This window comes from Enterococcus sp. AN402 (assembly GCF_040719405.1).
GTDB classification, from domain to species: Bacteria; Bacillota; Bacilli; order Lactobacillales; family Enterococcaceae; genus Enterococcus; species Enterococcus faecalis.
Genome location: NZ_JBFDTM010000004.1, coordinates 2,433,848 through 2,459,329, shown reverse-complemented (window position 1 = coordinate 2,459,329; position 25,482 = coordinate 2,433,848). Strand labels below are relative to the sequence as shown.

At 39.9% G+C, this 25,482-nt stretch carries 36 protein-coding genes; 33 read left to right on the top strand and 3 right to left on the bottom strand.

The features are described from left to right. Positions 1 to 34 precede the first annotated feature (34 nt). The 4 genes from AB1I62_RS13475 (at position 35) to AB1I62_RS13460 (ending at position 4,165) form a co-directional block, all read left to right on the top strand. The gene (locus AB1I62_RS13475) at positions 35 to 841 is read left to right on the top strand and encodes an ABC transporter ATP-binding protein (protein WP_002356183.1); all 807 of its coding nucleotides are present in this window, start codon (positions 35 to 37) and stop codon (positions 839 to 841) included. Further along, positions 838 to 1,848 (top strand): iron ABC transporter permease, encoded by a 1,011-nt coding sequence (locus AB1I62_RS13470; protein WP_002388739.1) that lies wholly within the window; start codon positions 838 to 840, stop codon positions 1,846 to 1,848. Before AB1I62_RS13475 ends, AB1I62_RS13470 begins: the two co-directional genes overlap by 4 nt. After that, a complete protein-coding gene (locus AB1I62_RS13465) occupies positions 1,845 to 2,849 on the top strand; it encodes an iron ABC transporter permease (protein WP_002392918.1) in 1,005 nt (334 codons plus the stop codon). The genes AB1I62_RS13470 and AB1I62_RS13465 overlap by 4 nt, the downstream gene beginning before the upstream one ends. Before the next feature lie 113 nt (positions 2,850 to 2,962). Continuing rightward, positions 2,963 to 4,165, top strand: a complete 1,203-nt coding sequence (locus AB1I62_RS13460; protein WP_002386357.1) for an iron-containing alcohol dehydrogenase — start codon at positions 2,963 to 2,965, stop codon at positions 4,163 to 4,165. Positions 4,166 to 4,221: 56 nt separating this feature from the next. Here AB1I62_RS13460 and gpmA read toward each other — a convergent pair whose 3' ends face one another. The 3 genes from gpmA to rpiA all read right to left on the bottom strand — a co-directional run bounded on the left by gpmA (position 4,222) and on the right by rpiA (position 6,380). Beyond that, the gene (gpmA, locus tag AB1I62_RS13455; protein WP_002359343.1) at positions 4,222 to 4,908 is read right to left on the bottom strand and encodes a 2,3-diphosphoglycerate-dependent phosphoglycerate mutase; all 687 of its coding nucleotides are present in this window, start codon (positions 4,906 to 4,908) and stop codon (positions 4,222 to 4,224) included. A gap of 174 nt (positions 4,909 to 5,082) precedes the next feature. Beyond that, entirely contained in the window at positions 5,083 to 5,658 is a 576-nt protein-coding gene (locus tag AB1I62_RS13450; RefSeq protein WP_002356188.1) for a recombinase family protein, read from the bottom strand. 41 nt (positions 5,659 to 5,699) lie between these two features. Further along, positions 5,700 to 6,380: a ribose-5-phosphate isomerase RpiA gene (gene rpiA, locus AB1I62_RS13445; RefSeq protein WP_010709139.1), complete on the bottom strand. Its 681-nt coding sequence runs from the start codon at positions 6,378 to 6,380 to the stop codon at positions 5,700 to 5,702. Between the two features lie 344 nt (positions 6,381 to 6,724). Here rpiA and rpsL point away from each other — a divergent pair, with 344 nt between their 5' ends. The 29 genes from rpsL to AB1I62_RS13300 all read left to right on the top strand — a co-directional run bounded on the left by rpsL (position 6,725) and on the right by AB1I62_RS13300 (position 25,345). Then, on the top strand, positions 6,725 to 7,138 hold the full coding sequence (gene rpsL, locus AB1I62_RS13440; RefSeq protein WP_002356190.1) for a 30S ribosomal protein S12: 414 nt from the start codon (positions 6,725 to 6,727) through the stop codon (positions 7,136 to 7,138). Positions 7,139 to 7,193: 55 nt separating this feature from the next. After that, positions 7,194 to 7,664: a 30S ribosomal protein S7 gene (gene rpsG, locus AB1I62_RS13435; protein ID WP_002356191.1), complete on the top strand. Its 471-nt coding sequence runs from the start codon at positions 7,194 to 7,196 to the stop codon at positions 7,662 to 7,664. An 83-nt stretch (positions 7,665 to 7,747) separates the two neighbouring features. Beyond that, the gene (gene fusA / locus AB1I62_RS13430) at positions 7,748 to 9,829 is read left to right on the top strand and encodes an elongation factor G (protein WP_002356192.1); all 2,082 of its coding nucleotides are present in this window, start codon (positions 7,748 to 7,750) and stop codon (positions 9,827 to 9,829) included. A gap of 150 nt (positions 9,830 to 9,979) precedes the next feature. Further along, on the top strand, positions 9,980 to 11,167 hold the full coding sequence (gene tuf / locus AB1I62_RS13425; RefSeq protein WP_002356194.1) for an elongation factor Tu: 1,188 nt from the start codon (positions 9,980 to 9,982) through the stop codon (positions 11,165 to 11,167). A 180-nt stretch (positions 11,168 to 11,347) separates the two neighbouring features. Further along, the gene (gene thiD, locus AB1I62_RS13420) at positions 11,348 to 12,172 is read left to right on the top strand and encodes a bifunctional hydroxymethylpyrimidine kinase/phosphomethylpyrimidine kinase (protein WP_048738118.1); all 825 of its coding nucleotides are present in this window, start codon (positions 11,348 to 11,350) and stop codon (positions 12,170 to 12,172) included. A 270-nt stretch (positions 12,173 to 12,442) separates the two neighbouring features. Beyond that, positions 12,443 to 13,609, top strand: coding sequence for a cyclopropane-fatty-acyl-phospholipid synthase family protein (locus AB1I62_RS13415; protein WP_048738121.1), 1,167 nt, complete (start codon positions 12,443 to 12,445; stop codon positions 13,607 to 13,609). Between the two features lie 349 nt (positions 13,610 to 13,958). Next, a complete protein-coding gene (rpsJ, locus tag AB1I62_RS13410) occupies positions 13,959 to 14,267 on the top strand; it encodes a 30S ribosomal protein S10 (protein WP_002389727.1) in 309 nt (102 codons plus the stop codon). A 21-nt stretch (positions 14,268 to 14,288) separates the two neighbouring features. Next, the gene (rplC, locus tag AB1I62_RS13405; protein ID WP_002356199.1) at positions 14,289 to 14,918 is read left to right on the top strand and encodes a 50S ribosomal protein L3; all 630 of its coding nucleotides are present in this window, start codon (positions 14,289 to 14,291) and stop codon (positions 14,916 to 14,918) included. A 25-nt stretch (positions 14,919 to 14,943) separates the two neighbouring features. Then, entirely contained in the window at positions 14,944 to 15,567 is a 624-nt protein-coding gene (gene rplD, locus AB1I62_RS13400; RefSeq protein ID WP_002356200.1) for a 50S ribosomal protein L4, read from the top strand. Then, positions 15,567 to 15,857, top strand: a complete 291-nt coding sequence (locus AB1I62_RS13395) for a 50S ribosomal protein L23 (RefSeq protein ID WP_002356203.1) — start codon at positions 15,567 to 15,569, stop codon at positions 15,855 to 15,857. Before rplD ends, AB1I62_RS13395 begins: the two co-directional genes overlap by 1 nt. A 39-nt stretch (positions 15,858 to 15,896) precedes the next feature. Further along, positions 15,897 to 16,727 (top strand): 50S ribosomal protein L2, encoded by an 831-nt coding sequence (rplB, locus tag AB1I62_RS13390; protein ID WP_002356204.1) that lies wholly within the window; start codon positions 15,897 to 15,899, stop codon positions 16,725 to 16,727. A gap of 42 nt (positions 16,728 to 16,769) precedes the next feature. Beyond that, the gene (gene rpsS, locus AB1I62_RS13385) at positions 16,770 to 17,048 is read left to right on the top strand and encodes a 30S ribosomal protein S19 (RefSeq protein ID WP_002356205.1); all 279 of its coding nucleotides are present in this window, start codon (positions 16,770 to 16,772) and stop codon (positions 17,046 to 17,048) included. A 21-nt stretch (positions 17,049 to 17,069) separates the two neighbouring features. After that, positions 17,070 to 17,417: a 50S ribosomal protein L22 gene (rplV, locus tag AB1I62_RS13380; RefSeq protein ID WP_002356206.1), complete on the top strand. Its 348-nt coding sequence runs from the start codon at positions 17,070 to 17,072 to the stop codon at positions 17,415 to 17,417. A 66-nt stretch (positions 17,418 to 17,483) separates the two neighbouring features. After that, on the top strand, positions 17,484 to 18,140 hold the full coding sequence (gene rpsC, locus AB1I62_RS13375) for a 30S ribosomal protein S3 (protein ID WP_002356207.1): 657 nt from the start codon (positions 17,484 to 17,486) through the stop codon (positions 18,138 to 18,140). 2 nt (positions 18,141 to 18,142) lie between these two features. After that, positions 18,143 to 18,577: a 50S ribosomal protein L16 gene (rplP, locus tag AB1I62_RS13370; RefSeq protein ID WP_002356208.1), complete on the top strand. Its 435-nt coding sequence runs from the start codon at positions 18,143 to 18,145 to the stop codon at positions 18,575 to 18,577. Then, positions 18,567 to 18,755: a 50S ribosomal protein L29 gene (rpmC, locus tag AB1I62_RS13365; protein WP_002383858.1), complete on the top strand. Its 189-nt coding sequence runs from the start codon at positions 18,567 to 18,569 to the stop codon at positions 18,753 to 18,755. Before rplP ends, rpmC begins: the two co-directional genes overlap by 11 nt. Positions 18,756 to 18,778: 23 nt before the next feature. Continuing rightward, positions 18,779 to 19,045 carry a 30S ribosomal protein S17 gene (gene rpsQ / locus AB1I62_RS13360; RefSeq protein ID WP_002359348.1) on the top strand — a complete coding sequence of 89 codons (267 nt, stop codon included), beginning with the start codon at positions 18,779 to 18,781 and terminating at the stop codon, positions 19,043 to 19,045. Between the two features lie 57 nt (positions 19,046 to 19,102). Next, positions 19,103 to 19,471 carry a 50S ribosomal protein L14 gene (gene rplN, locus AB1I62_RS13355; RefSeq protein ID WP_002356211.1) on the top strand — a complete coding sequence of 123 codons (369 nt, stop codon included), beginning with the start codon at positions 19,103 to 19,105 and terminating at the stop codon, positions 19,469 to 19,471. 35 nt (positions 19,472 to 19,506) lie between these two features. Then, the gene (rplX, locus tag AB1I62_RS13350; RefSeq protein ID WP_002356212.1) at positions 19,507 to 19,818 is read left to right on the top strand and encodes a 50S ribosomal protein L24; all 312 of its coding nucleotides are present in this window, start codon (positions 19,507 to 19,509) and stop codon (positions 19,816 to 19,818) included. A 25-nt stretch (positions 19,819 to 19,843) separates the two neighbouring features. After that, positions 19,844 to 20,383: a 50S ribosomal protein L5 gene (gene rplE / locus AB1I62_RS13345; protein ID WP_002356213.1), complete on the top strand. Its 540-nt coding sequence runs from the start codon at positions 19,844 to 19,846 to the stop codon at positions 20,381 to 20,383. 18 nt (positions 20,384 to 20,401) lie between these two features. Further along, a complete protein-coding gene (locus AB1I62_RS13340) occupies positions 20,402 to 20,587 on the top strand; it encodes a type Z 30S ribosomal protein S14 (protein WP_002356214.1) in 186 nt (61 codons plus the stop codon). Between the two features lie 35 nt (positions 20,588 to 20,622). Next, the gene (rpsH, locus tag AB1I62_RS13335; protein ID WP_002356215.1) at positions 20,623 to 21,021 is read left to right on the top strand and encodes a 30S ribosomal protein S8; all 399 of its coding nucleotides are present in this window, start codon (positions 20,623 to 20,625) and stop codon (positions 21,019 to 21,021) included. Positions 21,022 to 21,052: 31 nt separating this feature from the next. Next, the gene (gene rplF / locus AB1I62_RS13330; protein WP_002356217.1) at positions 21,053 to 21,589 is read left to right on the top strand and encodes a 50S ribosomal protein L6; all 537 of its coding nucleotides are present in this window, start codon (positions 21,053 to 21,055) and stop codon (positions 21,587 to 21,589) included. A 160-nt stretch (positions 21,590 to 21,749) separates the two neighbouring features. Next, a complete protein-coding gene (gene rplR / locus AB1I62_RS13325) occupies positions 21,750 to 22,106 on the top strand; it encodes a 50S ribosomal protein L18 (protein ID WP_002356218.1) in 357 nt (118 codons plus the stop codon). A gap of 20 nt (positions 22,107 to 22,126) precedes the next feature. Further along, complete coding sequence (rpsE, locus tag AB1I62_RS13320; RefSeq protein ID WP_002356219.1) at positions 22,127 to 22,627, top strand: 30S ribosomal protein S5; 501 nt, start codon at positions 22,127 to 22,129, stop codon at positions 22,625 to 22,627. A gap of 14 nt (positions 22,628 to 22,641) precedes the next feature. Continuing rightward, positions 22,642 to 22,821: a 50S ribosomal protein L30 gene (gene rpmD, locus AB1I62_RS13315; RefSeq protein ID WP_002356220.1), complete on the top strand. Its 180-nt coding sequence runs from the start codon at positions 22,642 to 22,644 to the stop codon at positions 22,819 to 22,821. 47 nt (positions 22,822 to 22,868) lie between these two features. Beyond that, positions 22,869 to 23,309: a 50S ribosomal protein L15 gene (rplO, locus tag AB1I62_RS13310; RefSeq protein ID WP_002356221.1), complete on the top strand. Its 441-nt coding sequence runs from the start codon at positions 22,869 to 22,871 to the stop codon at positions 23,307 to 23,309. Further along, a complete protein-coding gene (gene secY / locus AB1I62_RS13305; RefSeq protein ID WP_002359350.1) occupies positions 23,310 to 24,608 on the top strand; it encodes a preprotein translocase subunit SecY in 1,299 nt (432 codons plus the stop codon). Positions 24,609 to 24,694: 86 nt separating this feature from the next. Then, positions 24,695 to 25,345 carry an adenylate kinase gene (locus tag AB1I62_RS13300; protein ID WP_002356223.1) on the top strand — a complete coding sequence of 217 codons (651 nt, stop codon included), beginning with the start codon at positions 24,695 to 24,697 and terminating at the stop codon, positions 25,343 to 25,345. The last annotated feature ends 137 nt before the right edge of the window (positions 25,346 to 25,482 follow it).

Sequence of the window (25,482 nt, the reverse complement as noted above, 5' to 3'; positions counted from 1 at the left end):
AAATGTAAAATAACGACAGAAAAATTAAAGAGGAATGGTTATGAATTATTTAGAGGCAGAGGACTTAACTACAGGATATGGTCGTCAAGTGATTAGTGAAGCGCTGAACTGTTCATTTGAAGCGGGAACTATTACAAGTATTATTGGACCAAATGGTTGTGGCAAATCGACCTTGTTAAAAACACTTGCGCGTATTTTGCCAGCTGAGAAAGGCAAGGTGTTCATTAAGAACCAAGAACTTCAACATTTTTCTTCAAAAGAAGTGGCGCAAGAACTAGCGATCTTATCACAAACGCCAGAAAATACAATCGATTTATCTGTTTTTGACCTCGTCTCTTTCGGGCGGTATCCATATCAATCGGGCTGGAAAAGTGTCACCACAGAAGATCAAGAGTACATACAATGGGCATTAGAATTAACAGGCTTAACTGAATTAGCTAGAGAGTCTGTGGCGATTTTATCAGGTGGACAACGTCAACGGGTTTGGATTGCTATGGCGCTAGTGCAGGATACAGATATTTTAATTTTAGATGAACCGACCACCTATTTGGATCCAGCGCATCAGCTAGAAATTTTAAATGTGTTAAAACGAATTAATCAAGAACATCAGAAAACTATCGTGATGACGATTCATGATATTAATTTAGCTTCTCGTTTTTCTGATCGCGTGATTGCGATGAAAGAGGGAAAGATTATCAATGAGGGAACACCGCAAGAAGTGATTACTGTTACTGGCTTAGCAGATGTTTTCGCTATTCAAGCAGAAATTAGTTATCATAGTCAGACACAGCGGCCACTAGTGCTTTCTTATGAGTTGATGGAAATGGAGCTGGATGGATGAAAGGCATAAGCGGATTTTATAGACACCAATGGCAAGTGTTACTTGTCTGTCTTTTTTTGCTAATTGGGACAATGCTTCTGTCATTGATGTTTGGTGCGACGTCGGTTTCGATTCAAACGATTATTGAATCATTTACGCACTTCGATGCGACCAATCAAGCGCATCAAGTCATCCAAACGGTTCGGTTGCCGCGGATTTTAGGGGCCGCTTTTGTGGGGGCAAGTTTAGCAGTGAGTGGGGCGTTAGCGCAAGGGATTACGCAAAACCCATTGGCAGATTCTGGCTTGCTGGGTATCAATGCTGGGGCTGGCTTGGGCTTAGCGCTTGTTTTTGCTTTCCTCCCTCAGGCAAGTTATTGGTGGCTTTTAGTTGTTTCTTTTCTTGGTGCCGGCGTGAGTGTGGCACTGATTTATTATCTTTCTAATCATTCAATTCGAGGAGCAAGCCCCATGCGTCTGACCTTAGTGGGAGCTGGTATTAGTGCCCTTTTTTTATCATTTAGTCAATTCTTAGCCATTCAGTTCAATTTGAGTCAAGAGTTAACGTTTTGGTTTCTTGGCGGTGTCAGCGTTATTTCTTGGGCACAATTAAAAATAGTCGTTCCTATCTTTCTGGGCGCATTTGCATTAGCAGTTCTGATTAGTCCGTCGGTGACTATTTTACGGTTTGGCGATGATGCAACAATTGGTTTGGGGCGAAATCCGCAGCGTATTCGGTTGTTTGCCAGTATAACGATTTTGCTTTTATCAGGATTGTCTGTGGCGCTGGTTGGCTCGGTCAGTTTTGTTGGTTTGGTGGTGCCTCATGTGATGCGAACAGTTTCTGGAGAAAATTACCGGCGCTTGATTCCGTTCTCGGCGTTAGGCGGTGCGCTCCTCGTTTTGGTGGCAGATTTAATCGCTCGAATGGTGAATCCGCCTTTTGAAACACCATTTGGGATTATCACGGCCTTAATTGGCATCCCATTCTTTCTTTATTTATTTCGTAAAGGAGGGCAACTAGGATGACACAGAAAAAAGTGTCCCGTTGGGTGGCTATCTTAATAGTTGGGATTATCCTAACTGCTTGTATCAGTTTAACGCAAGGGGAATTATCTGTTTCCTTCATGGATTTAAAAGCCCTTCTTTTGGGACAGGGAAGTCAGGCCAAACAACTGTTAGTTTGGGATTTTCGGTTACCACGGATTGTGCTTGCGGTCCTAGCGGGCGCAGCTTTAGGCTTAAGCGGCGCTATTCTTCAAGGGATTACTCGGAATCCGTTAGCAGATACTGGGATTTTAGGCATTAATGCGGGTGCTGGTTTGGCAGTGATTTTGTTTATTAGTTTTGTTGAGACGACAAGTATCACGACGTTTGCACTTCCGCTCGTGGCCTTAGTTGGCGGCTTGCTAGCGGCTGTTGGGATTTTGGTAATTGCGTATCATCATCGTTTAGGATTGACGCCAGTTCGAATGGTCTTAGCGGGTGTCATTTTGAGTACGGGTATTTCAGCACTCACCTTATTAATTACATCAAAAATTGACACTGAAAAGTACCGTTTTGTTACAATGTGGCAAGCAGGCAGTATCTGGGGCAGTAATTGGTTCTTTGTGGGCGCTTTGTTGCCTTGGCTAGTCATCGGGTTCTTTTTTGCGATGAAGCGTCATCGTCTGTTGGATATTTTACAATTGGGGGACGAAACAGCTATTTCTGTAGGTATTGCTGTGAAAAAAGAACGAATCGTTTCGTTGCTGTTAGCGGTGATGTTGGCGGCATCAGCGATTTCCGTTACAGGGGGAATTAATTTTTTAGGTTTACTTGCGCCACATATTGCTCGCAAATGTGGTTTTACGCAACAAAAACAGGTATTGCCATTGGCGGCGTTGTTTGGGAGTTTACTTTTATTGGTTAGTGATACGATTGGTCGGCTATTGCCTGGCAATGGAGAAATGCCTGCAGGGATTATTGTTGCGATCATCGGTGCGCCTTATTTTCTTTATTTGTTAATCAAAACAAGCGATTCGTTATAAAAAAGAATCAAAAGCTGGGTCAATCGGTCGTTGTGAAAGCAACTGTCATTTGCTCGGCTTTTTTATTGGCGGATTTTTGAAAAAATAGTATGATAAATGCGTAAGAGCATTGAATGGAGGATGAAAGAATGGAAAACTTTAATTTTTATGTACCAACAGACATCCGTTTTGGGAAAGATCGTTTAGACGAATTACCTGCTGTGTTAGATCAATTTGGCAAAAATGTCTTACTTGTTTATGGTGGCGGTAGTATCAAACGTAATGGCTTGTACCAACAAATTACTGATTTGGCCCAAAAAAACGGGCATACACTGATTGAGTTGAGCGGTGTCGAACCAAACCCGCGCATTGAAACCGTTAGAAAAGGAATTGAGTTGTGTAAAGAAAACCAAGTCGATGTTATTTTAGCAGTTGGCGGTGGTTCAACCATTGACTGTTCCAAAGCAATAGCTGCGGGCTTTTATTCGGAAGAAGATATCTGGACAGTCATTGCAGCCAGAAAAGGGTATACTGGTCCTGCTTTACCAATCGTGACCATCTTGACTTTAGCAGCAACAGGTAGTGAAATGAACGCAGGTGCTGTCATTTCTAACTTAGAAACCAATCAAAAATTAGGCTTTGGTGGTCCGAATATGATTCCAAAAGTTTCGTTCTTGGATCCAACGAATACTTTTACGGTTCCTCAAAATCAAACAGCAGCTGGCTCAGCGGATATTTTCAGTCATTTGATTGAAAACTATTTTAGTATTTCGACAGGCACGGACGTCCAAGATTTTGTGTCAGAAGGCTTAATGCGAACGGTTATCAAAAATTGTCCTATTGCTTTAGAAAATCCAGAAGATTATGATGCACGTGCTAATTTAATGTGGGCAAGTAGTTTAGCCTTAAATGGGTTAACAGGGCGCGGCAAACAAGGTGTTTGGTCTTGTCACCCAATGGAACATGAATTAAGTGCGTTTTATGACATTACGCATGGGATTGGCTTAGCAATTTTAACGCCTCGTTGGATGAATTACGTTTTGTCTGAACAAACCGTAGGCAAGTTTGCACAGTTTGCTCGAAATGTTTGGGGAATAGTCGAACAAGAGGAGGAAGTAGCAGCGAAAAAAGGTATTCAAGCATTGTATGATTACTTTGTGGCTTGTGGCATTCCAATGACATTACCAGAAGTTGGCATCGAAGCAGATAAATTTGAAGAAATGGCACAACAAGCTGTGGCCCATAGTGCAATTGCCGAAAAGGCTTATGTACCATTGGATGTAGCGGACATAGTAGCGATTTATAAAGATTGTTTAACCGAAAGTCAATTTATTTAATCCATAAAAAAGCGGTTTGCCTTGGCAAACCGCTTTTGTTAATAAGAAACAAGTTCTTATAAGTAGTATTTTTCTTTCACAGTTAAATCATCGTTTAATTCATAAACTAATGGTTTACCTGTTGGGATTTCAAGATCCATAATATCTTCATCAGAAATGCCTTCGATGTGTTTAGCTAAAGCACGTAATGAATTACCATGAGCCGCTACTAAGACAGTTTTGTTGTCTTTTAAAGCTGGCGCAATTTCATCTTGCCAGAATGGTAATGCACGTTCCAAAGTAACTTTCAAGTTTTCGCCACCAGGAATATCGCGTTGGTCTAACATTGCATAACGACGGTCGTTTGCTGCAGAACCTTCATCTGTTGCTTCCATTAATGGAGGAAGAGTATCGTAAGAACGACGCCAGATGTGGACTTGTTCGTCTCCGTATTTTTCAGCAGTTTCTTTTTTGTTTAGTCCTTGTAATTTACCATAGTGACGTTCGTTTAAGCGCCAAGATTTGATTTGAGGTACCCATAATTGATCTGAGTATTCTAGTAAATAGTTACAAGTTTTGATGGCACGAGTTAAAACAGAAGTATAAGCAACGTCGAATTCGATGCCTGCTTCTTTAATTTTACGGCCGCCTTCTTTTGCTTCTTCAACACCTTCAGGTGCTAAATCTACGTCAGCCCATCCAGTAAATTGGTTTAAGGCATTCCATTCGCTAAGTCCATGACGAGAAAAAACTAATTTTGGCATGTATAAGCTCTCCTTTGAGTTTAGTTTTCTGAAAATAAGATTTCCACGTTTATTGTACACCGTTTTGCGCAAGATTTCCAATGGAAAATAGTAAAAAAACGTGAAAGTTGCTGAAAAATCAGAGTGAAATCGAATCAAAAAAGAAGCCCCATCTGAAGGACTTCTTTTTTATTCTTAGGAATACAGCCGCTCGACATCTGTCTCAGGTAAATTGATGTACTTATAACAAGTGCCCACCGAAACGCCGCATTTATTAGAAATAAATTGGATTGTTTCTTTGTTTTCGTAATATAATGCACGGATTTTGCGGACGGTGCGTCCATCGATTTTTGGACGTCCACCTACTTTTCCGTTTTCACGAGCTTTGTGGAGCCCGACGAGTGTTCGTTCTTTAATTAGTGCACATTCCATAGCAGATAAGCTCTCCATTAATTGGAAATAGGCTTCACCTGTTGGAAGGTGAGTATCAATTCCTTCTGAAATGCTGACAAAATCAACTTGTTTTTCCTTTAACATTTTCATAAAGTCTGTTAATTGGCGGGTTGTTTTACCTAAATGGTGCAATTTACAAACAATAAGTGTATCCCCAGCAGAAAGAAGTTTTTCGACTTCGTCTAAGACACTGATCTCCGCTTGAGGATCAAATGTCTCTTGGAAAATATCATCACAACCAAACGATTGGAGAGTGGTTAGTTGATTTTTTAAATCGTCTTCAATAATAGTTGTGCGTGCATAACCAATTCGTTTCATATATTATCCTTCCTATATAAATAATCTTTTTTCACACATTCTTAACGTGCGGGAACATGTAAGGTTTTCGGTCCATCTTCATAACCGACGATTACCATAGAAACCATATTTAAAAATAAGCCGTGTTCAACGACGCCAACCAAGTTGTCTAAATAAGAACCTAAAGCTTCTGGATCTGTAATTTTTTCTAAATGTAAATCGATGATATGGTGGCCTCCATCTGTTATTAATGTTTCGCCAGCAGCGTTTAAACGAAGTGTTGGGTGATAGCCTTTTTCTTCAAATAAATGCACTAGTTGGCGGCTGCCATAAGGAACAACCTCAACTGGAAGTGGGAAAGCCCCTAAATCGTCCACCATTTTTGATTTATCCACAATCCAAATACATTTCTTTGAATAAGTGGCCACAATTTTTTCAAAAAGTAAGGCAGCGCCACCGCCTTTGATTCCTTGAAAATCAGCGCTGATTTCATCGGCGCCATCAATCGTAAGATCCACATACGGAACCTCATCAATACCCTTTAAAGGAATGCCCAAGGCTAAGGCTTGTTTCTCTGTTTCTTTTGAAGTAGTAACCCCCACGATTGACAATCCTTCTTCTTTTACGCGACGACCAATTTCGTCTACCATAAATTTTGCTGTTGAGCCAGTACCCAAACCGACAATCATGCCGTCTTCTACATATTTTGCAGCTTCGATTCCTACCATTTGTTTCAGATTCATCGCTGTTTTCCGCCCCCTTCAATAGTCAAAGATATTGTACCGTTATTTAACTAAAAAAGATAGAAAGTTTTTGAAAAAGTCATAAAAATTTTTAAAGGAAAAGTGCATTTAAATAGAAGGAAAAGCTTTTTTACGAAAGGCGAAAGAAGAGGGTTGACAGCTGATACTTATCGTGGTATCCTAACAAAGGTGCTTTATCTACAGGTTCCTTATAGGGACGTGCTGACTGTCTATCAAAGCATATTTGATAAAGAGTGCAGAGATTGCATTATTTTTTATCGCGAAAAAAGAACCACCTGGATGTGTGGAACTAGAAGCGAAGTAAGGAAGGAGGAGAACAAGGAATGCCTACAATTAACCAATTAGTACGTAAACCTCGTAAATCTAAAGTAGAAAAATCTGATTCACCAGCCTTAAACAAAGGATATAACAGTTTTAAGAAAACTCAAACAAACGTTAACTCTCCGCAAAAACGTGGAGTTTGTACACGTGTGGGTACGATGACACCTAAAAAACCGAACTCAGCTTTACGTAAATATGCCCGTGTTCGTTTGTCAAACTTAATCGAAGTTACAGCTTATATCCCAGGTATCGGTCACAACTTACAAGAACACAGCGTGGTATTATTACGTGGTGGACGTGTAAAAGACTTACCAGGGGTACGTTACCATATCGTTCGTGGTGCGCTTGATACTGCCGGTGTTAACGACCGTAAACAAAGCCGCTCTAAATACGGTACAAAACGTCCTAAAGCTTAATTATAATAAGACAATAACAACTTGAAAAATCATATTTCGGAAGGAGGAGTTACGGATGCCTCGTAAAGGTCCTGTTGCAAAACGTGATGTTTTACCAGATCCAATTTATAACTCAAAATTAGTAACTCGCTTAATCAACCGTGTAATGGTTGACGGTAAACGCGGGATTGCTGCTAACATTATCTATAATTCATTTGATATCATCAAAGAATCTACAGGTAACGATCCATTGGAAGTTTTTGAACAAGCAATGAAAAACGTTATGCCTGTTCTTGAAGTTAAAGCACGTCGTGTTGGGGGTTCTAACTACCAAGTACCAGTTGAAGTTCGTCCAGAACGTCGTACAACTTTAGGTTTACGTTGGGTAGTTAACTACGCACGTCTACGTGGTGAACACACAATGGAAGAACGTCTAGCGAAAGAAATCATGGATGCTGCTAACAACACTGGCGCTTCTGTTAAAAAACGCGAAGACACACACAAAATGGCAGACGCAAACCGCGCATTTGCTCATTATCGTTGGTAAGATCCTCTCTGTCTGTCGCGTAAAGTGGCAGCAGAAAGTCAATTTACAATCGATTTAAATAAAGAGAGGAGTAAACATACAAAATGGCAAGAGAATTTTCACTTGAAAAAACTCGTAACATTGGTATCATGGCCCACGTTGATGCTGGTAAAACAACAACAACTGAGCGTATCTTGTACTACACTGGTAAAATCCATAAAATCGGTGAAACCCATGAAGGTGCTTCACAAATGGACTGGATGGAACAAGAACAAGAACGTGGTATCACGATTACATCCGCTGCGACAACTGCACAGTGGAAAGGCTACCGTGTAAATATCATCGATACTCCAGGACACGTGGACTTCACAATTGAAGTACAACGTTCTCTACGCGTATTAGATGGTGCGGTAACAGTTCTTGACTCTCAATCAGGTGTAGAACCTCAAACAGAAACTGTTTGGCGTCAAGCGACTGAATATAAAGTTCCTCGTATTGTATTCTGTAACAAAATGGATAAAATCGGTGCGGACTTCTTCTATTCAGTAGAATCATTACATGATCGTTTACAAGCAAACGCTCATCCAATTCAAATTCCAATCGGAGCTGAAGAAGACTTCACTGGAATCATTGACTTGATTAAAATGAAAGCTGAAATCTACACAAATGATTTGGGAACAGATATTCAAGAAACTGATATTCCTGAAGATTATTTAGAAAAAGCGCAAGAATGGCGCGAAAAATTAGTTGAAGCTGTTGCTGAAACTGACGAAGACTTAATGATGAAATATCTTGAAGGTGAAGAAATCACTGAAGAAGAATTAGTCGCTGGTATCCGTCAAGCAACAATCAACGTTGAGTTCTTCCCTGTATTAGCTGGTTCAGCATTCAAGAATAAAGGGGTTCAATTAATGTTGGACGCTGTTCTTGATTACTTACCATCTCCATTAGATATCGATGCTATCAAAGGGATCGATACTAAAACAGACGAAGAAACAACTCGTCCAGCTGATGACGAAGCACCTTTCGCTTCATTAGCATTTAAAGTTATGACTGACCCATTCGTAGGTCGTTTAACTTTCTTCCGTGTTTATTCTGGTGTCCTTGAAAGTGGTTCATACGTATTGAACGCTTCAAAAGGCAAAAAAGAACGTATCGGTCGTATCCTACAAATGCACGCCAACACTCGTCAAGAAATTGACAAAGTGTACTCTGGTGATATCGCTGCTGCTGTTGGTCTAAAAGACACAACAACTGGTGATACATTATGTGCATTAGATGCACCAGTTATTCTTGAATCTATTGAATTCCCTGACCCAGTTATCCAAGTCGCTGTTGAACCTAAATCAAAAGCTGACCAAGATAAAATGGGCGTGGCTCTACAAAAACTTGCTGAAGAAGATCCATCATTCCGCGTTGAAACAAACGTTGAAACTGGTGAAACAGTTATCTCTGGTATGGGTGAATTGCACTTAGACGTTTTAGTAGACCGTATGAAACGTGAATTCAAAGTTGAAGCTAACGTAGGTGCTCCTCAAGTATCTTACCGCGAAACATTCCGTGCTGCGACTAAAGCAGAAGGTAAATTCGTTCGTCAGTCTGGTGGTAAAGGACAATACGGTCACGTATGGGTTGAATTTACACCAAATGAAGAAGGTAAAGGCTTCGAGTTTGAAAACGCAATTGTCGGTGGTGTGGTTCCTCGTGAATACATCCCAGCAGTTGAAAAAGGGTTAGAAGACTCTATGAACAACGGTGTTCTTGCTGGTTATCCATTAGTTGATATCAAAGCAAAACTTTACGATGGTTCATACCACGATGTCGATTCAAATGAAACGGCCTTCCGTGTAGCTGCTTCTATGGCATTGAAAGCTGCGGCTAAAAATGCAAACCCAGTTATTTTAGAACCAATGATGAAAGTTACAATTACTGTTCCTGAAGATTACTTAGGTGATATCATGGGACACGTAACAAGTCGTCGTGGACGTGTTGAAGGTATGGAAGCACACGGTAACTCTCAAATCGTTAATGCGATGGTACCTTTAGCTGAAATGTTTGGTTATGCTACAACATTACGTTCAGCAACACAAGGACGCGGTACATTTATGATGGTATTTGACCACTATGAAGACGTACCTAAGTCTGTTCAAGAAGAAATCATCAAGAAAAACGGCGGCAACGCATAATTTTCCTTGAGAATAAAAGGTTTGTTTTTAGAACTATCCTTTTTTCAAGATTTCGTGTAAAATAGCTTATGATGATCAGACGATTTTTAGTAGCGTCTATCACATATAAAACAAACAATAAAATTTATATTTTTAGGAGGAACATTCAAAATGGCAAAAGAAAAATTTGACCGTTCTAAATCCCATGTTAACATTGGTACTATCGGACACGTTGACCATGGTAAAACTACATTAACAGCTGCAATTGCTACTGTATTATCAAAACACGGTGGCGGGGAAGCACAAAGCTACGATTCTATCGATAACGCTCCAGAAGAAAAAGAACGTGGAATCACAATCAACACTTCTCATATCGAATATGAAACTGAAACTCGTCACTATGCACACGTTGACTGCCCAGGACACGCGGACTACGTTAAAAACATGATCACTGGTGCTGCTCAAATGGACGGAGCTATCTTAGTAGTTTCTGCTGCTGATGGTCCTATGCCTCAAACACGTGAACATATCTTATTATCACGTAACGTTGGTGTACCATACATCGTTGTATTCTTAAACAAAATGGATATGGTTGATGACGAAGAATTATTAGAATTAGTAGAAATGGAAGTTCGTGACTTATTATCAGAATACGATTTCCCAGGCGATGATGTTCCAGTTATCGCAGGTTCTGCTTTGAAAGCTTTAGAAGGCGACGAGTCTTATGAAGAAAAAATCTTAGAATTAATGGCTGCAGTTGACGAATATATCCCAACTCCAGAACGTGATACTGACAAACCATTCATGATGCCAGTCGAAGACGTATTCTCAATCACTGGACGTGGTACTGTTGCTACAGGCCGTGTTGAACGTGGTGAAGTTCGCGTTGGTGACGAAGTTGAAATCGTTGGTATTAAAGACGAAACATCTAAAACAACTGTTACAGGTGTTGAAATGTTCCGTAAATTATTAGACTACGCTGAAGCAGGCGACAACATCGGTGCTTTATTACGTGGTGTAGCACGTGAAGATATCGAACGTGGACAAGTATTAGCTAAACCAGCTACAATCACTCCACACACAAAATTCAAAGCTGAAGTATACGTATTATCAAAAGAAGAAGGCGGACGTCACACTCCATTCTTCACTAACTACCGTCCTCAATTCTACTTCCGTACAACAGACGTTACTGGTGTTGTAGAATTGCCAGAAGGTACTGAAATGGTAATGCCTGGTGATAACGTTGCTATGGACGTTGAATTAATTCACCCAATCGCTATCGAAGACGGAACTCGTTTCTCTATTCGTGAAGGCGGACGTACTGTAGGTTCAGGCGTTGTTACTGAAATCGTTAAATAATTAACTTTTTAACTATAGCTTTAACCAGCGTAAAAAACTGGGGTATTCGGACGTAAGGCCAGAGAATTTATTCTCTGGTCTTTTTTTGTTTAGAAATTGGCTGGCTAAAAAATAAGCCAATTGGCTGTTTTAGCAGACTTGTTTCTTCCGTATACTTGGAGAAAAAGGTTAGGTGATTTAATGGAAAAAGTATTGACGATTGCAGGCTCCGATTCAACTGGAGGGGCAGGGATTCAAGCAGATTTAAAAACATTTGAAGAGTATGGAGTTTTTGGATTTTCAAGTTTAACCTCGATTGTGACGATGGATCCTACGACAGGCTGGTCACATGAAGTAACTGAATTGCCAGAAACGCTCTTAGAAAAACAATTGATTTCGGTTTTTGCAGGCGGTCCAGTAGCGGCCTTGAAAACAGGGATGATGGGCAATGAACAAAATATTAAAATGGCTAGCAAATACATTAAACAAGAAAAAATTCAAAAAGTCGTGATTGACCCAGTCATTGCTTGTAAGGGAACGGCACAAATTCTGCAACCCAAAAGTGTGGAAGGCCTAAAAAACGATTTACTGCCATTAGCATTAGTTGCTACGCCTAATTTAATTGAAGCGGGCATCTTATCTGGTTTAGGCGAAATTTCTTCCGTGGCGGAGATGGAAGAAGCGGCAAAACGAATTGTACAAATGGGAGCCAAACATGTCGTGGTTAAAGGGGGACATCGCTTAGCTGGTGAAAAAGCACTGGACTTGTTTTACGATGGTCACACCGCGCATCTTTTGGAAAATGAATTATATCCTACTGATTATAATCATGGTGCAGGTTGTACTTTTTCAGCGGCGATCACAGCTGGTTTGGCGAAAGGTTATTCGGTGTTAGAAGCAGTAACGTTAGCAAAAAAATTTGTAGCAGCGGCGATTAAACACGGTATTCAAGTTAATCCTTATGTGGGGCACGTGTGGCATGGTGCATACACCCATGCGGAACAACGGATGCGTAAGGAAGCATAATGTTTAGAACTAGAGGAGTCTGTCAAGGACTGGCTCTAGTTTTTTTGTGATAAAGAATAACAATAGTAGGTATTACGTTAAAAGAATGTTCAAATTTTTAAAAGAGGAGTAGAATAGAACTGTAATTGCAAAAAAGAAGCGGAACATAGAAGGGATGTTAACTTTTCTGTGCTTCAGTTTAGAACGGACTGTGGTGTTTGTTTTGACGAACTATCGGAAAGCGACTTCTTTTTGTTTTGGCTTCAAATGGTATTTAATGGAGGGAATGCAATGTTAGAAAAAGAAACGTACAGTCAACTGTTTAAATGGTCTTTTTCAAAAAAGACACAAGTCACATACTGGGATGGTACCGTCAAAGAGTATGGGCAAGGGTCGGGGGATCCGGTTTTTAAAATTGTATTCAATGAAAAAATTCCTGTGAAGGATTTACTGAATAACGCTTCGTTAACTTTAGGGGAAGCCTACATGGATCGCAAAATTGAAATCGAAGGCGATATCCAAGCGCTGATTTATGATGTGTATAACCAAAAGGATAGCTTTTTACACAATGCTAAATTTATTAAATGGCTTCCTAAAGAAAGTCATTCAAAAAAACGTTCGCAAGAGGATATTCACAGCCATTACGATCTAGGAAATGATTTTTACAAAAAATGGCTTGACCAAACAATGACGTATTCATGTGCTTATTTTAAAACGCCTGAAGATACATTAGAACAAGCGCAAGTGAATAAAGTTCATCATATTTTAGATAAATTGTTTATCAAAGAGGGCGACACTTTACTGGATATTGGCTGCGGCTGGGGCACGTTAATTTTAACTGTGGTGAAAGAATATGGAGCCAAAGCAACTGGGATTACATTAAGTGAAGAGCAATTTCATCATATTCGCCATATTATAGAAAAAGAAGGTCTACAAGATCGAATGACTGTCAAATTGATGGATTATCGTGATTTAAAAGGAGAGTCTTTTGACCATATTACGAGTGTCGGGATGTTTGAACATGTCGGTGCGGAAAATCTACATGAATATTTTGATGTCGTTCAGCGGAATTTAGCGCCTAAAGGTACGGCGTTGATTCATGGGATCAGTCGCCAACAAGGTGGGGCTAAAAATGCTTGGATTAATCGTTATATTTTCCCAGGTGGCTATATTCCTGGTGTCACTGAGCTAGTCGGCCATATGACAGAAAACGACTTGCAAGTGATTGACTTGGAAAGTTTGCGCAGAGATTATCAATTGACGCTGGAACATTGGACAAAAAACTTCCATAATATAGAAGCAGAAATTGTTGACGAAAAAGGCGAGCGCTTCTATCGAATGTGGGACTTATATTTGCAAGCATGTGCAGCCTCATTCCAAGCAAGCAATATTGATGTTATTCAATATTTATTGGTTCATCCAGATAACAATGATATTCCAATGCGCCGGATTGGTTAATAGAATAAAAAAGAAAGAATTTGAGATTCTGGTAAAAAAAAGAATCTCAAATTCTTTTTTTATAAAAATAGAATGAAAAGAATTGAAAAACAAAACAAATGCTTTTCAAAACAAGAAAAAATTCTTTCAAAAAAACGCAGAAAATCCTTGCTAACACTATCCTTTCATAGTATAATCAAAAAGGTGCTGTTTACAGGAGTGTAAAAAGCATTGGTAGATCAACGATTTGATTTGCCGGCTGTGAAGCGAGAGGTTGCGACACGCTCGGACGCTTTGCCATGAACGAGCATGCCGGATAAATTTTCGTGGAGCTATGTCTACTTTTAAAATAGGCGAAGGAGGGAACAAGATGGCAAAACAAAAAATTCGTATCCGTTTAAAAGCGTATGAACACCGTATTTTAGATCAATCAGCGGATAAAATTGTGGAAACAGCAAAAAGAACTGGAGCTGACGTATCAGGTCCGATTCCATTACCAACAGAACGCTCACTTTACACAGTTATTCGTGCGACTCATAAATACAAAGATTCTCGCGAACAATTCGAAATGCGTACTCACAAACGTCTAATTGACATTGTGAACCCAACACCAAAAACAGTTGACGCTCTAATGAAGCTTGACTTACCGTCTGGTGTTAATATTGAAATCAAACTATAAAATTAAGATGGAGGTGTACTCATGACCAAAGGAATCTTAGGGAAAAAAGTGGGAATGACACAAATCTTTACTGAGTCTGGTGAATTAATTCCAGTAACAGTAGTTGAAGCTACGCCAAACGTAGTTTTACAAGTAAAAACTGTTGAAACTGACGGATACGAAGCTATCCAAGTTGGTTACCAAGACAAACGTGAAGTTTTATCAAACAAACCTGCGAAAGGTCATGTTGCAAAAGCAAACACGGCTCCTAAGCGCTTCATTAAAGAATTCAAGAATGTTGAGCTAGGAGAATATGAAGTAGGTAAAGAAATCAAAGTAGATGTTTTCCAAGCAGGAGACGTTGTTGATGTTACAGGTACTACGAAAGGTAAAGGATTCCAAGGGGCAATCAAACGTCACGGCCAAAGCCGCGGACCTATGTCTCATGGTTCTCGTTATCACCGTCGTCCTGGGTCAATGGGTCCAGTAGCGCCTAACCGTGTATTTAAAAATAAACGACTAGCCGGCCGTATGGGTGGCGACCGCGTAACAATTCAAAACCTTGAAGTTGTTAAAGTGGACGTAGAAAGAAATGTTATCTTAATCAAAGGAAACATTCCTGGAGCGAAAAAATCTTTAATCACAATCAAATCAGCTGTGAAAGCTAAATAAGTGTAGGGAAAGGAGGAACTAAGGAATGCCGAATGTAGCATTATTCAAACAAGATGGAACTCAAAACGGTGAAATCACTTTAAATGAAGAAATCTTCGGAATCGAACCTAATGAAAGTGTTGTCTATGATGCAATCATCATGCAACGTGCTTCATTAAGACAAGGAACACACGCAGTTAAAAACCGTAGCGCTGTTCGTGGCGGTGGCCGCAAACCATGGCGTCAAAAAGGAACTGGTCGTGCTCGTCAAGGTTCAATCCGTTCACCACAATGGCGTGGAGGTGGCGTAGTCTTTGGACCAACACCGCGTTCATACAGCTACAAACTTCCTAAAAAAGTTCGTCGCTTAGCAATGAAATCTGTATTATCAGACAAAGTTGCTGAAAATAACTTGGTAGCAGTAGAAGGTTTAAGCTTCGATGCACCAAAAACAAAAGAATTCAAACAAGTTCTTGCTAACTTGTCTATCGATACTAAAGTATTAGTTGTTTTAGAAAATGGTAACGACTTTGCAGCTTTATCAGCTCGTAACTTACCAAACGTTTCTGTAGTAACTTCTGATAACGTTAGTGTGTTAGATGTTGTGTCAGCTAACAAAGTCTTGGCAACACAAACAGCTCTTACTCAAATTGAGGAGGTGCTTGCATAATGGAATTACTAGACGTAATCAAACGCCCAGTGATCACTGAAAAATCCATGTTAGCTATGGACGAAAAGAAATATACTTTCGAAGTGGACACTCGCGCAAACAAAACTTTAGTAAAACAAGCTGTTGAATCAGCATTCGATGTTAAAGTAGCAAACGTAAACATCTTAAACGTGCGTCCAAAATTCAAACGCATGGGTAAATATGCAGGTTATACAAAAAAACGTCGCAAAGCGATCGTTACATTAACTGAAGATTCAAAAGAAATTCAATTATTCGAAGCTGCTGAATAAGCAGTCCTGAACAATATCAACGTAGGAGGGAAATAAGACGTGGCGATTAAAAAGTACAAACCTACCACAAATGGCCGTCGTAACATGACAAGTTCTGATTTCGCTGAAATCACAACTTCAACACCAGAAAAATCATTGTTACAGCCATTAAAAAACAATGCCGGTCGTAACAACAACGGTCGCATTACGGTTCGTCACCAAGGTGGCGGTCACAAACGTCAATACCGTGTGATTGACTTCAAACGTAATAAAGATAACGTCGCAGCGGTTGTTAAAACGATCGAGTACGATCCAAACCGTTCTGCTAACATCGCGTTAGTTCATTACGAAGACGGGGTTAAGGCATACATCTTAGCACCAAAAGGATTAGAAGTAGGCATGCGCCTAGTATCTGGTCCAGAAGCAGATATTAAAGTAGGTAACGCATTACCATTGGAAAACATTCCAGTTGGTACAGTTATCCACAACATTGAAATGAAACCTGGTAAAGGTGGACAATTAATCCGTTCGGCTGGAACAAGCGCGCAAGTACTTGGTAAAGAAGGCAAATACGTATTAATCCGCTTAAACTCTGGCGAAGTTCGTATGATCTTAGCAACTTGCCGTGCAACAATCGGTTCAGTTGGTAACGAACAACACGAATTAATCAACATTGGTAAAGCTGGCCGCTCTCGTTGGATGCGTAAACGCCCAACTGTTCGTGGTAGCGTAATGAACCCTAACGATCACCCACACGGTGGTGGTGAAGGTAAAACACCAATTGGACGTAAAGCGCCAGTATCTCCATGGGGTCAACCAGCAATTGGATACAAAACACGTAATAAAAAAGCTAAATCAGACAAACTTATCGTTCGTCGTCGTACTAAATAATTTTTTTGACCATGTGTCGTACATTTTGAGAGGAGGTTCACCATGGGTCGTAGTTTAAAAAAAGGACCTTTCGTCGATGATCATTTGATGAAAAAGGTCGAAGCACAACAAGGTGCCGAAAAGAAAAAAGTAATTAAAACTTGGTCTCGCCGCTCTACAATTTTTCCATCATTCGTAGGTTTCACAATCGCTGTATATGATGGACGGAAACATGTCCCTGTTTACATTCAAGAAGACATGGTAGGACATAAATTAGGTGAATTTGCACCAACTAGAACTTATCGTGGCCACGTTGCTGACGATAAAAAAACTAAACGCTAATTTTGAGGGGAGGATATGCAAATGTCAGAACAAATTACATCAGCTAAAGCAACTGCAAAAACAGTTCGCACTTCACCTCGTAAAGCACGTTTAGTAATCGATCTTATCAGAGGGAAAAGCGTTGCGGATGCAATTTCAATCTTGAAATTCACACCGAACAAGTCTGCTGGAATCATTGAAAAAGTTTTAATGTCAGCAGTTGCTAACGCAGAAAACAACTTTGACTTAGACGTTGAAAGCTTAGTCGTATCTGAAGCATTTGTTAACGAAGGACCAACAATGAAACGTTTCCGTCCTCGTGCAAAAGGTTCAGCTTCACCAATCAACAAACGTACTAGTCACATCACAGTAGTTGTAACAGAGAAATAAGTCTCATGAAATAGACTGTTTTCTTTATGAAAACAGAGCTTAAACATTTAAGAGGAGGGACAATCAGTGGGTCAAAAAGTACATCCAATTGGAATGCGTGTAGGCATCATCCGCGACTGGGATGCGAAATGGTATGCTGAAAAAGAGTATGCTGAATTCTTACACGAAGATTTAAGAATCCGTAAATTTATCGCAACAAAACTTGCTGATGCTGCTGTATCTACAATTGAAATCGAACGCGCTGCAAACCGTGTTAACATTTCAATTCACACAGCTAAACCAGGTATGGTTATCGGTAAAGGCGGATCTGAAGTCGAAAACCTAAGAAAAGAATTAAACAAATTAACTGGCAAACGAGTTCACATCAACATCGTTGAAATCAAAAAACCAGATTTAGATGCAAAATTAGTAGGCGAAGGAATTGCACGTCAATTAGAAAACCGTGTTGCTTTCCGTCGTGCTCAAAAACAAGCCATCCAACGCGCAATGCGTGCTGGCGCTAAAGGAATCAAAACTCAAGTATCAGGTCGTCTAAACGGTGCGGATATCGCTCGTTCAGAAGGATACTCAGAAGGAACTGTACCACTTCACACATTACGTGCGGACATTGATTACGCATGGGAAGAAGCGGACACTACTTACGGAAAACTAGGAGTTAAAGTGTGGATCTATCGTGGAGAAATTCTTCCAACGAAAAAAAACACTGAGAAAGGAGGGAAATAATCATGTTAGTACCTAAACGTGTAAAACACCGTCGTGAATTCCGCGGAAAAATGCGCGGTGAAGCTAAAGGCGGAAAAGAAGTAGCATTTGGTGAATGGGGTTTACAAGCAACTGAATCTCACTGGATTACTAACCGTCAAATCGAAGCAGCCCGTATTGCAATGACTCGTTACATGAAACGTGGCGGGAAAGTATGGATTAAAATTTTCCCTCACAAGTCTTACACAAGTAAAGCTATCGGCGTACGTATGGGTAAAGGTAAAGGGGCACCAGAAGGCTGGGTATCACCAGTTAAACGTGGTAAAATCATGTTTGAAATCGCAGGCGTTCCTGAAGAAGTAGCTCGTGAAGCTCTTCGTCTTGCATCTCACAAATTGCCGGTAAAAACTAAGATCGTAAAACGTGAGGAAATGGGTGGTGAATCGAATGAAGGTTAAAGAAATCAGAGAATTAACCACTGCCGAAATGCTAGATAAAGAAAAACAATTAAAAGAAGAATTGTTCAACTTAAGATTCCAATTAGCAACAGGTCAATTAGAAAACACTGCACGTATTAAAGAAGTACGTCAATCGATTGCACGCATCAAAACAGTATTGCGTGAACAAGCTAACTAATAGTGGAAGGAGGCCAAACGCGTATGACTGAAGAAAGAAATCAACGTAAAGTTTACCAAGGTCGCGTGGTATCAGACAAAATGGATAAAACAATCACAGTTGTCGTTGAAACAAAGAAAAACCACCCTATCTATGGCAAACGTATGAAATATTCTAAAAAATATAAAGCGCATGATGAAAACAACACAGCGAAAGTTGGAGACATCGTAAAAATCATGGAAACTCGTCCATTATCAGCTACAAAACGTTTCCGTTTACTAGAGGTAGTCGAAGAAGCAGTTATTATCTAATAAAACGAGAATTTCCTAATAGATTGAAGCACAAAATCTGAAAGGGGGATACACATCGTGATCCAACAAGAAAGTCGTTTAAGAGTCGCTGACAATTCTGGCGCACGTGAAATTTTAACGATCAAAGTCCTAGGCGGATCTGGTCGTAAAACTGCTAACATCGGTGACGTTATTGTTGCTACTGTCAAACAAGCAACGCCAGGTGGGGTTGTTAAAAAAGGTGAAGTAGTTAAAGCCGTTATCGTTCGTACAAAATCTGGCGCTCGTCGTGCTGACGGTTCTTACATCAAATTTGATGAAAATGCTGCGGTAATTATCCGTGACGATAAAAGCCCACGCGGAACACGTATCTTCGGACCAGTTGCACGTGAATTACGTGAAAACAACTTCATGAAGATCGTTTCTCTAGCACCAGAAGTATTATAATCTCGAGCCCACGTTAAAGGAGGTGCGAAACAGTAATGTTTGTTAAAAAAGGCGATAAAGTAAAAGTTATCACTGGTAAAGATAAAAACAAAGAAGGCGTTGTCTTAGCAGCGTTTCCTAAACAAGATAAAGTTATCGTTGAAGGTGTCAACGTCGTTAAAAAACACCAAAAACCAAACCAAGCAGCCCCACAAGGTGGAATCCTTGAAGTGGAAGCGCCAATTCATGTTTCTAATGTAATGGTGATTGATCCTTCAAACGGAGAAGCTACTAAAGTTGCGTTTAAAGAAGTCGACGGCAAAAAAGTCCGCGTTTCTAAAAAAACAGGTGAAGTTTTAGATAAATAAAAATTGCGGAAGGAGGGCTTACTGAATGAACCGCCTGAAAGAAAAATATATTAAAGAAGTAACACCATCATTGGTGGAAAAATTTAATTACAGCTCAGTTATGCAAACACCTAAAGTTGATAAAATCGTTATCAACATGGGTGTGGGTGATGCAGTATCAAATGCTAAAAACTTAGACAAAGCTGTTGAAGAATTAGCATTAATCACTGGTCAAAAACCACTTATCACAAAAGCTAAAAAATCTATCGCTGGATTCCGTTTACGTGAAGGAATGCCAATCGGTGCGAAAGTAACGCTACGCGGCGAAAGAATGTACGAATTTTTAGATAAATTAGTAACAGTTTCTTTACCTCGTGTACGTGACTTCCACGGTGTCAGCAAAAAAGCTTTCGATGGTCGTGGTAACTATACTTTAGGTATTAAAGAACAATTAATCTTCCCAGAAGTTGATTATGATTTAGTAGATAAAGTACGCGGTATGGACATCGTAATTGTTACAACAGCGAACACTGACGAAGAGTCTCGCGAATTGTTGGCACAATTAGGTATGCCATTCCAAAAATAATATAAGGAGGCGAACTACGTGGCTAAAAAATCAATGATTGCTAAAAACAAACGTCCTGCTAAACATTCAACACAAGCTTATACTCGTTGTGAACGTTGTGGACGTCCACATTCAGTTTATCGTAAATTTCATCTTTGCCGTATTTGCTTCCGCGAACTTGCCTATAAAGGTCAAATTCCCGGCGTGAAGAAAGCTAGCTGGTAAACAAGTAAACTCGCATAAAGGAGGTAAATAGTTCAATGGTCATGACAGATCCAATTGCAGATTTTCTAACTCGCATTCGTAATGCGAACATGGTTAAACATGAAACTTTAGAAGTACCTGCTTCAAAAATCAAACGTGATATCGCAGAAATCCTGAAACGTGAAGGATTTATCCGCGACGTAGAATACATCGAAGATGACAAACAAGGCGTAATCCGTGTTTTCCTAAAATATGGTAAAAACGAAGAACGTGTTATCACAAACTTAAAACGTATTTCTAAACCAGGTTTACGTGCATACGTAAAAGCTGACGAAGTACCAAAAGTATTAAACGGTCTAGGAATTGCAATCATCTCTACATCAGAGGGTGTAATTACTGACAAAGAAGCTAGAGCGAAAAATATCGGCGGCGAAGTAATCGCCTACGTATGGTAATTCTAAAAAATACACAAGGAGGTGTCTCTAAGTGAGCCGTATTGGTAATAAAGTTGTTGTTCTTCCTGCTGGTGTTGAAATCAAGCAAGACGGAAACAACATTACAGTTAAAGGACCTAAAGGTGAATTAACACGCGAATTTTCTTCTGATATCAAAATGAACATCGAAGGAAACGAAGTGACATTCACTCGTCCAAACGATTCAAAAGAAATGAAAACAATCCACGGAACAACTCGTGCAAACTTCAACAACATGGTTGTTGGTGTTTCTGAAGGTTTCCAAAAAGCACTTGAACTTATCGGGGTCGGATACCGTGCCCAAGTACAAGGCAACAAATTAACTTTAAACGTTGGTTATTCTCATCCTGTCGAAATGACAGCACCAGAAGGCGTAACATTTGAAGTACCTGCGAACACACAAGTTATCGTTAAAGGCATCAACAAAGAAGTTGTTGGTGAATTAGCTGCTAACATCCGTGGCGTTCGTCCTCCAGAACCTTATAAAGGCAAAGGGATTCGCTATGTTGGTGAATTTGTACGCCGTAAAGAAGGTAAAACTGGTAAATAATAACAGCTGTGTAGAAAACAGAAGTCAACAACAAGCAACTGTCATTTTATGGGATTTTTCCAATAAAATGCTTTTGTCTTGTCTGCCAGCTTCTCTTTTCCGTAATCTGCTGACTGCTTGAAATATTAGTAGTAAACATTAAATCAAAGAGGTGAAAATTGTGATTACAAAACCAGATAAAAACAAAACACGTCAAAAGAGACATCGTCGTGTACGTAACAAAATCTCTGGTACTGCTGAGTGCCCACGCTTGAACATTTTCCGTTCTAACAAAAACATCTACGCGCAAGTCATTGATGACGTAGCGGGTGTGACGCTAGCAAGTGCCTCTGCCTTGGATAAAGAAATTTCAGGTGGAACAAAAACAGAAACAGCTGCAGCTGTTGGTAAACTAGTTGCTGAACGTGCCGCTGAAAAAGGCATCAAAAAAGTAGTCTTCGACCGTGGTGGATACCTTTACCATGGCCGCGTGCAAGCTTTAGCTGAAGCTGCTCGTGAAAATGGACTAGAATTTTAGGAGAAGGAGGAACACCATTCATGGTTTATATTGATCCAAAACATTTGGAATTAGAAGACCGCGTTGTAGCGATCAACCGTGTAACAAAAGTTGTTAAAGGTGGACGTCGTTTACGTTTCGCAGCTTTAGTTGTTGTCGGTGACAAAAACGGACACGTTGGTTTCGGTACTGGTAAAGCACAAGAAGTACCTGAAGCTATCCGTAAAGCAATCGAAGACGCGAAGAAAAACTTAGTTGAAGTGCCTATGGTTGGTTCTACTATCCCGCACGAAGTAATTGGCGTATTCGGTGGCGGCCGTATCCTTATGAAACCTGCAGTAGAAGGTTCTGGGGTAGCTGCTGGTGGACCAGTTCGTGCCGTATTGGAATTAGCTGGTGTAGCAGATATTACATCTAAATCACTAGGTTCAAACACACCTATTAACGTTGTTCGCGCAACTGTTGAAGGTCTAAAACAATTAAAACGTGCCGAAGAAGTGGCAGCACTTCGCGGTAAATCTGTAGAAGAAATTATCGGTTAAGGAGGACAAAAATAATGGCTGAATTAAAAATTACTTTAAAACGCAGTGTTATCGGACGTCCTCAAAACCAACGTGCTACAGTTAAAGCGTTAGGTTTAGGTAAAGTGAATAGTACTGTTACAAAACCTGCCAATGAAGCAATCAAAGGTATGGTTAACACTATTTCACATTTAGTGGACGTAGAAGAAGTTTAAGATTTATAGATTTGTAATAGAAGATTGCTTAAGGAGGTGCCAAACCTATGAAACTTCATGAATTAAAACCTGCTGAGGGCTCACGCCAAGTACGTAACCGTGTTGGACGTGGTACTTCATCTGGTAATGGTAAAACAGCTGGCCGTGGACAAAAAGGGCAAAAAGCCCGTTCAGGCGGTGGTGTTCGTTTAGGATTTGAAGGGGGTCAAACTCCATTATTCCGTCGTTTACCAAAACGTGGGTTTACAAACATTAATCGTAAAGATTACGCTGTTGTGAACTTAGATACTTTAAACCGTTTTGAAGATGGAACAGAAGTAACTCCTGTTGTCCTAAAAGAAGCAGGAATCGTTAAAAACGAAAAAGCGGGAATCAAAGTTCTTGCAGATGGTGAGTTAACGAAAAAATTAACTGTGAAAGCAGCTAAATTCTCGAAATCAGCACAAGAAGCTATCGAAGCTGCTGGTGGTTCAATCGAGGTGATCTAATTGTTCAAGCTATTAAAGAACGCCTTTAAAGTCAAAGACATTAGATCAAAAATCTTATTTACAGTTTTAATCTTGTTTGTATTTCGCCTAGGTGCGCACATTACTGTGCCCGGGGTGAATGCAAAGGGATTGTCTGATTTAAGTAGCTTACCCTTTTTGAATATGTTGAATATGGTGAGTGGTAGTGCCATGCAAAACTTCTCTATCTTCTCGATGGGGGTTTCGCCATACATTACAGCCTCTATTATTATTCAACTATTGCAAATGGATATTGTACCTAGATTTGTAGAATGGTCAAAACAAGGGGAAGTTGGGCGTAAGAAATTAAATCAAGCAACAAGATATCTAACGATTGTCTTGGGTGTGGCTCAGTCAATGGGGATCACTGCTGGTTTTAATAGCTTAAGTCAAACTGGGATTGTCAACAATCCAACCTTAGGTACCTTTGTGATGATTGCAGTTATTTTAACTGCTGGGACGATGTTTGTGACTTGGATGGGTGAACAAATTACAGAAAAAGGAATCGGAAATGGTGTTTCAATGATTATCTTTGCCGGGATTATTTCTCGTTTGCCAGGAGCAGTCAAAGAAATCTATGAAGATTACTTCGTCAATATCGAGTCTTCTCGTATTTGGCAATCTGTTATTTTCATTGCAATCTTAGTTATTGCTATTTTGGTGATTGTTACAGTCGTAACGTTCTTCCAACAAGCAGAACGTAAGATTCCAATCCAATATACAAAACGTGTTTCTGGTGCACCAACAAGTAGTTATTTACCGTTAAAAGTAAATGCTGCTGGGGTTATTCCAGTTATCTTTGCCAGCTCGTTAATTGCAACACCAAATGCCATTTTACAAGCTTTCTCATCAAAATTCGCTGGTGAAAATTGGTATGACATTATGACAAAAATCTTCAGTTATAACACAGTTCCAGGGGCAATCATCTATACTGTCCTAATCGTTGCGTTTACGTTCTTCTATGCATTTGTTCAAGTAAACCCTGAGAAATTAGCGGAAAACTTACAAAAACAAGGAAGCTACATTCCAAGCGTGCGACCAGGTAAAGGTACAGAAGAATATGTATCTGGCGTGTTAATGAGATTAAGTGTTGTCGGCTCAATTTTCCTAGGACTTGTTGCTTTACTTCCAATCATTGCGCAAATGGTTTGGAACTTACCTCAATCAATCGGTTTAGGTGGAACAAGTTTACTAATCGTTATCGGGGTTGCATTAGAAACAACGAAACAATTAGAAGGATTAATGATGAAACGTCAATATGTCGGCTTTATCAATAAGTAAGAATCGAGTGTTGAGGTTTTACCTCAGCACCATTCTCACATATGGCTAGCTTCATAAGCCGGTCTTTAAAATTAGGAGGAGAATATATGAACCTCATTTTAATGGGATTACCTGGAGCAGGTAAAGGCACCCAAGCAGAAAAAATCATTGATACGTATGGCATTCCACATATTTCTACTGGAGATATGTTCCGTGCAGCAATGAAAAATGAAACTGCCTTGGGCCTAGAAGCGAAATCTTATATCGATAAAGGTGAACTGGTTCCTGACGAAGTAACAAACGGAATTGTTAAAGAACGCCTTGCTGAACCAGATACAGACAAAGGATTCCTATTAGATGGTTTCCCACGTACACTGGATCAAGCAAAAGCATTAGATACAATGCTTAAAGAATTAAACAAAAAAATTGATGCTGTCATTGACATCCATGTAGAAGAAGATGTATTAATCGAGCGTTTAGCTGGACGATTCATCTGTCGCACATGTGGCGCAACGTATCATAAATTATTCAACCCGCCAAAAGTTGAAGGCACTTGTGATCGCTGTGGCGGACATGAATTCTACCAAAGAGAAGATGATAAGCCCGAAACGGTTAAAAATCGTTTGGCAGTCAACATTGAAAGTAGCGCACCAATCTTAGCTTTCTATAAAGAACAAGGCTTGATGCATACAATCGATGGCAATCGCGAAATCGATACTGTTTTTTCTGATGTGAAAAAAATCATTGACGAAAACTAATTTCCAATTGCCCGCAGTTTAACCCTGTTGTTGTATTCAGTTTCTCTTGCCAAAACATAACTAAATATGGTAGAATATATCAGTCCGACTTCTACAGTTTTGTGACATCAAAATGAATAACGAAGTTAGTTGAGAAT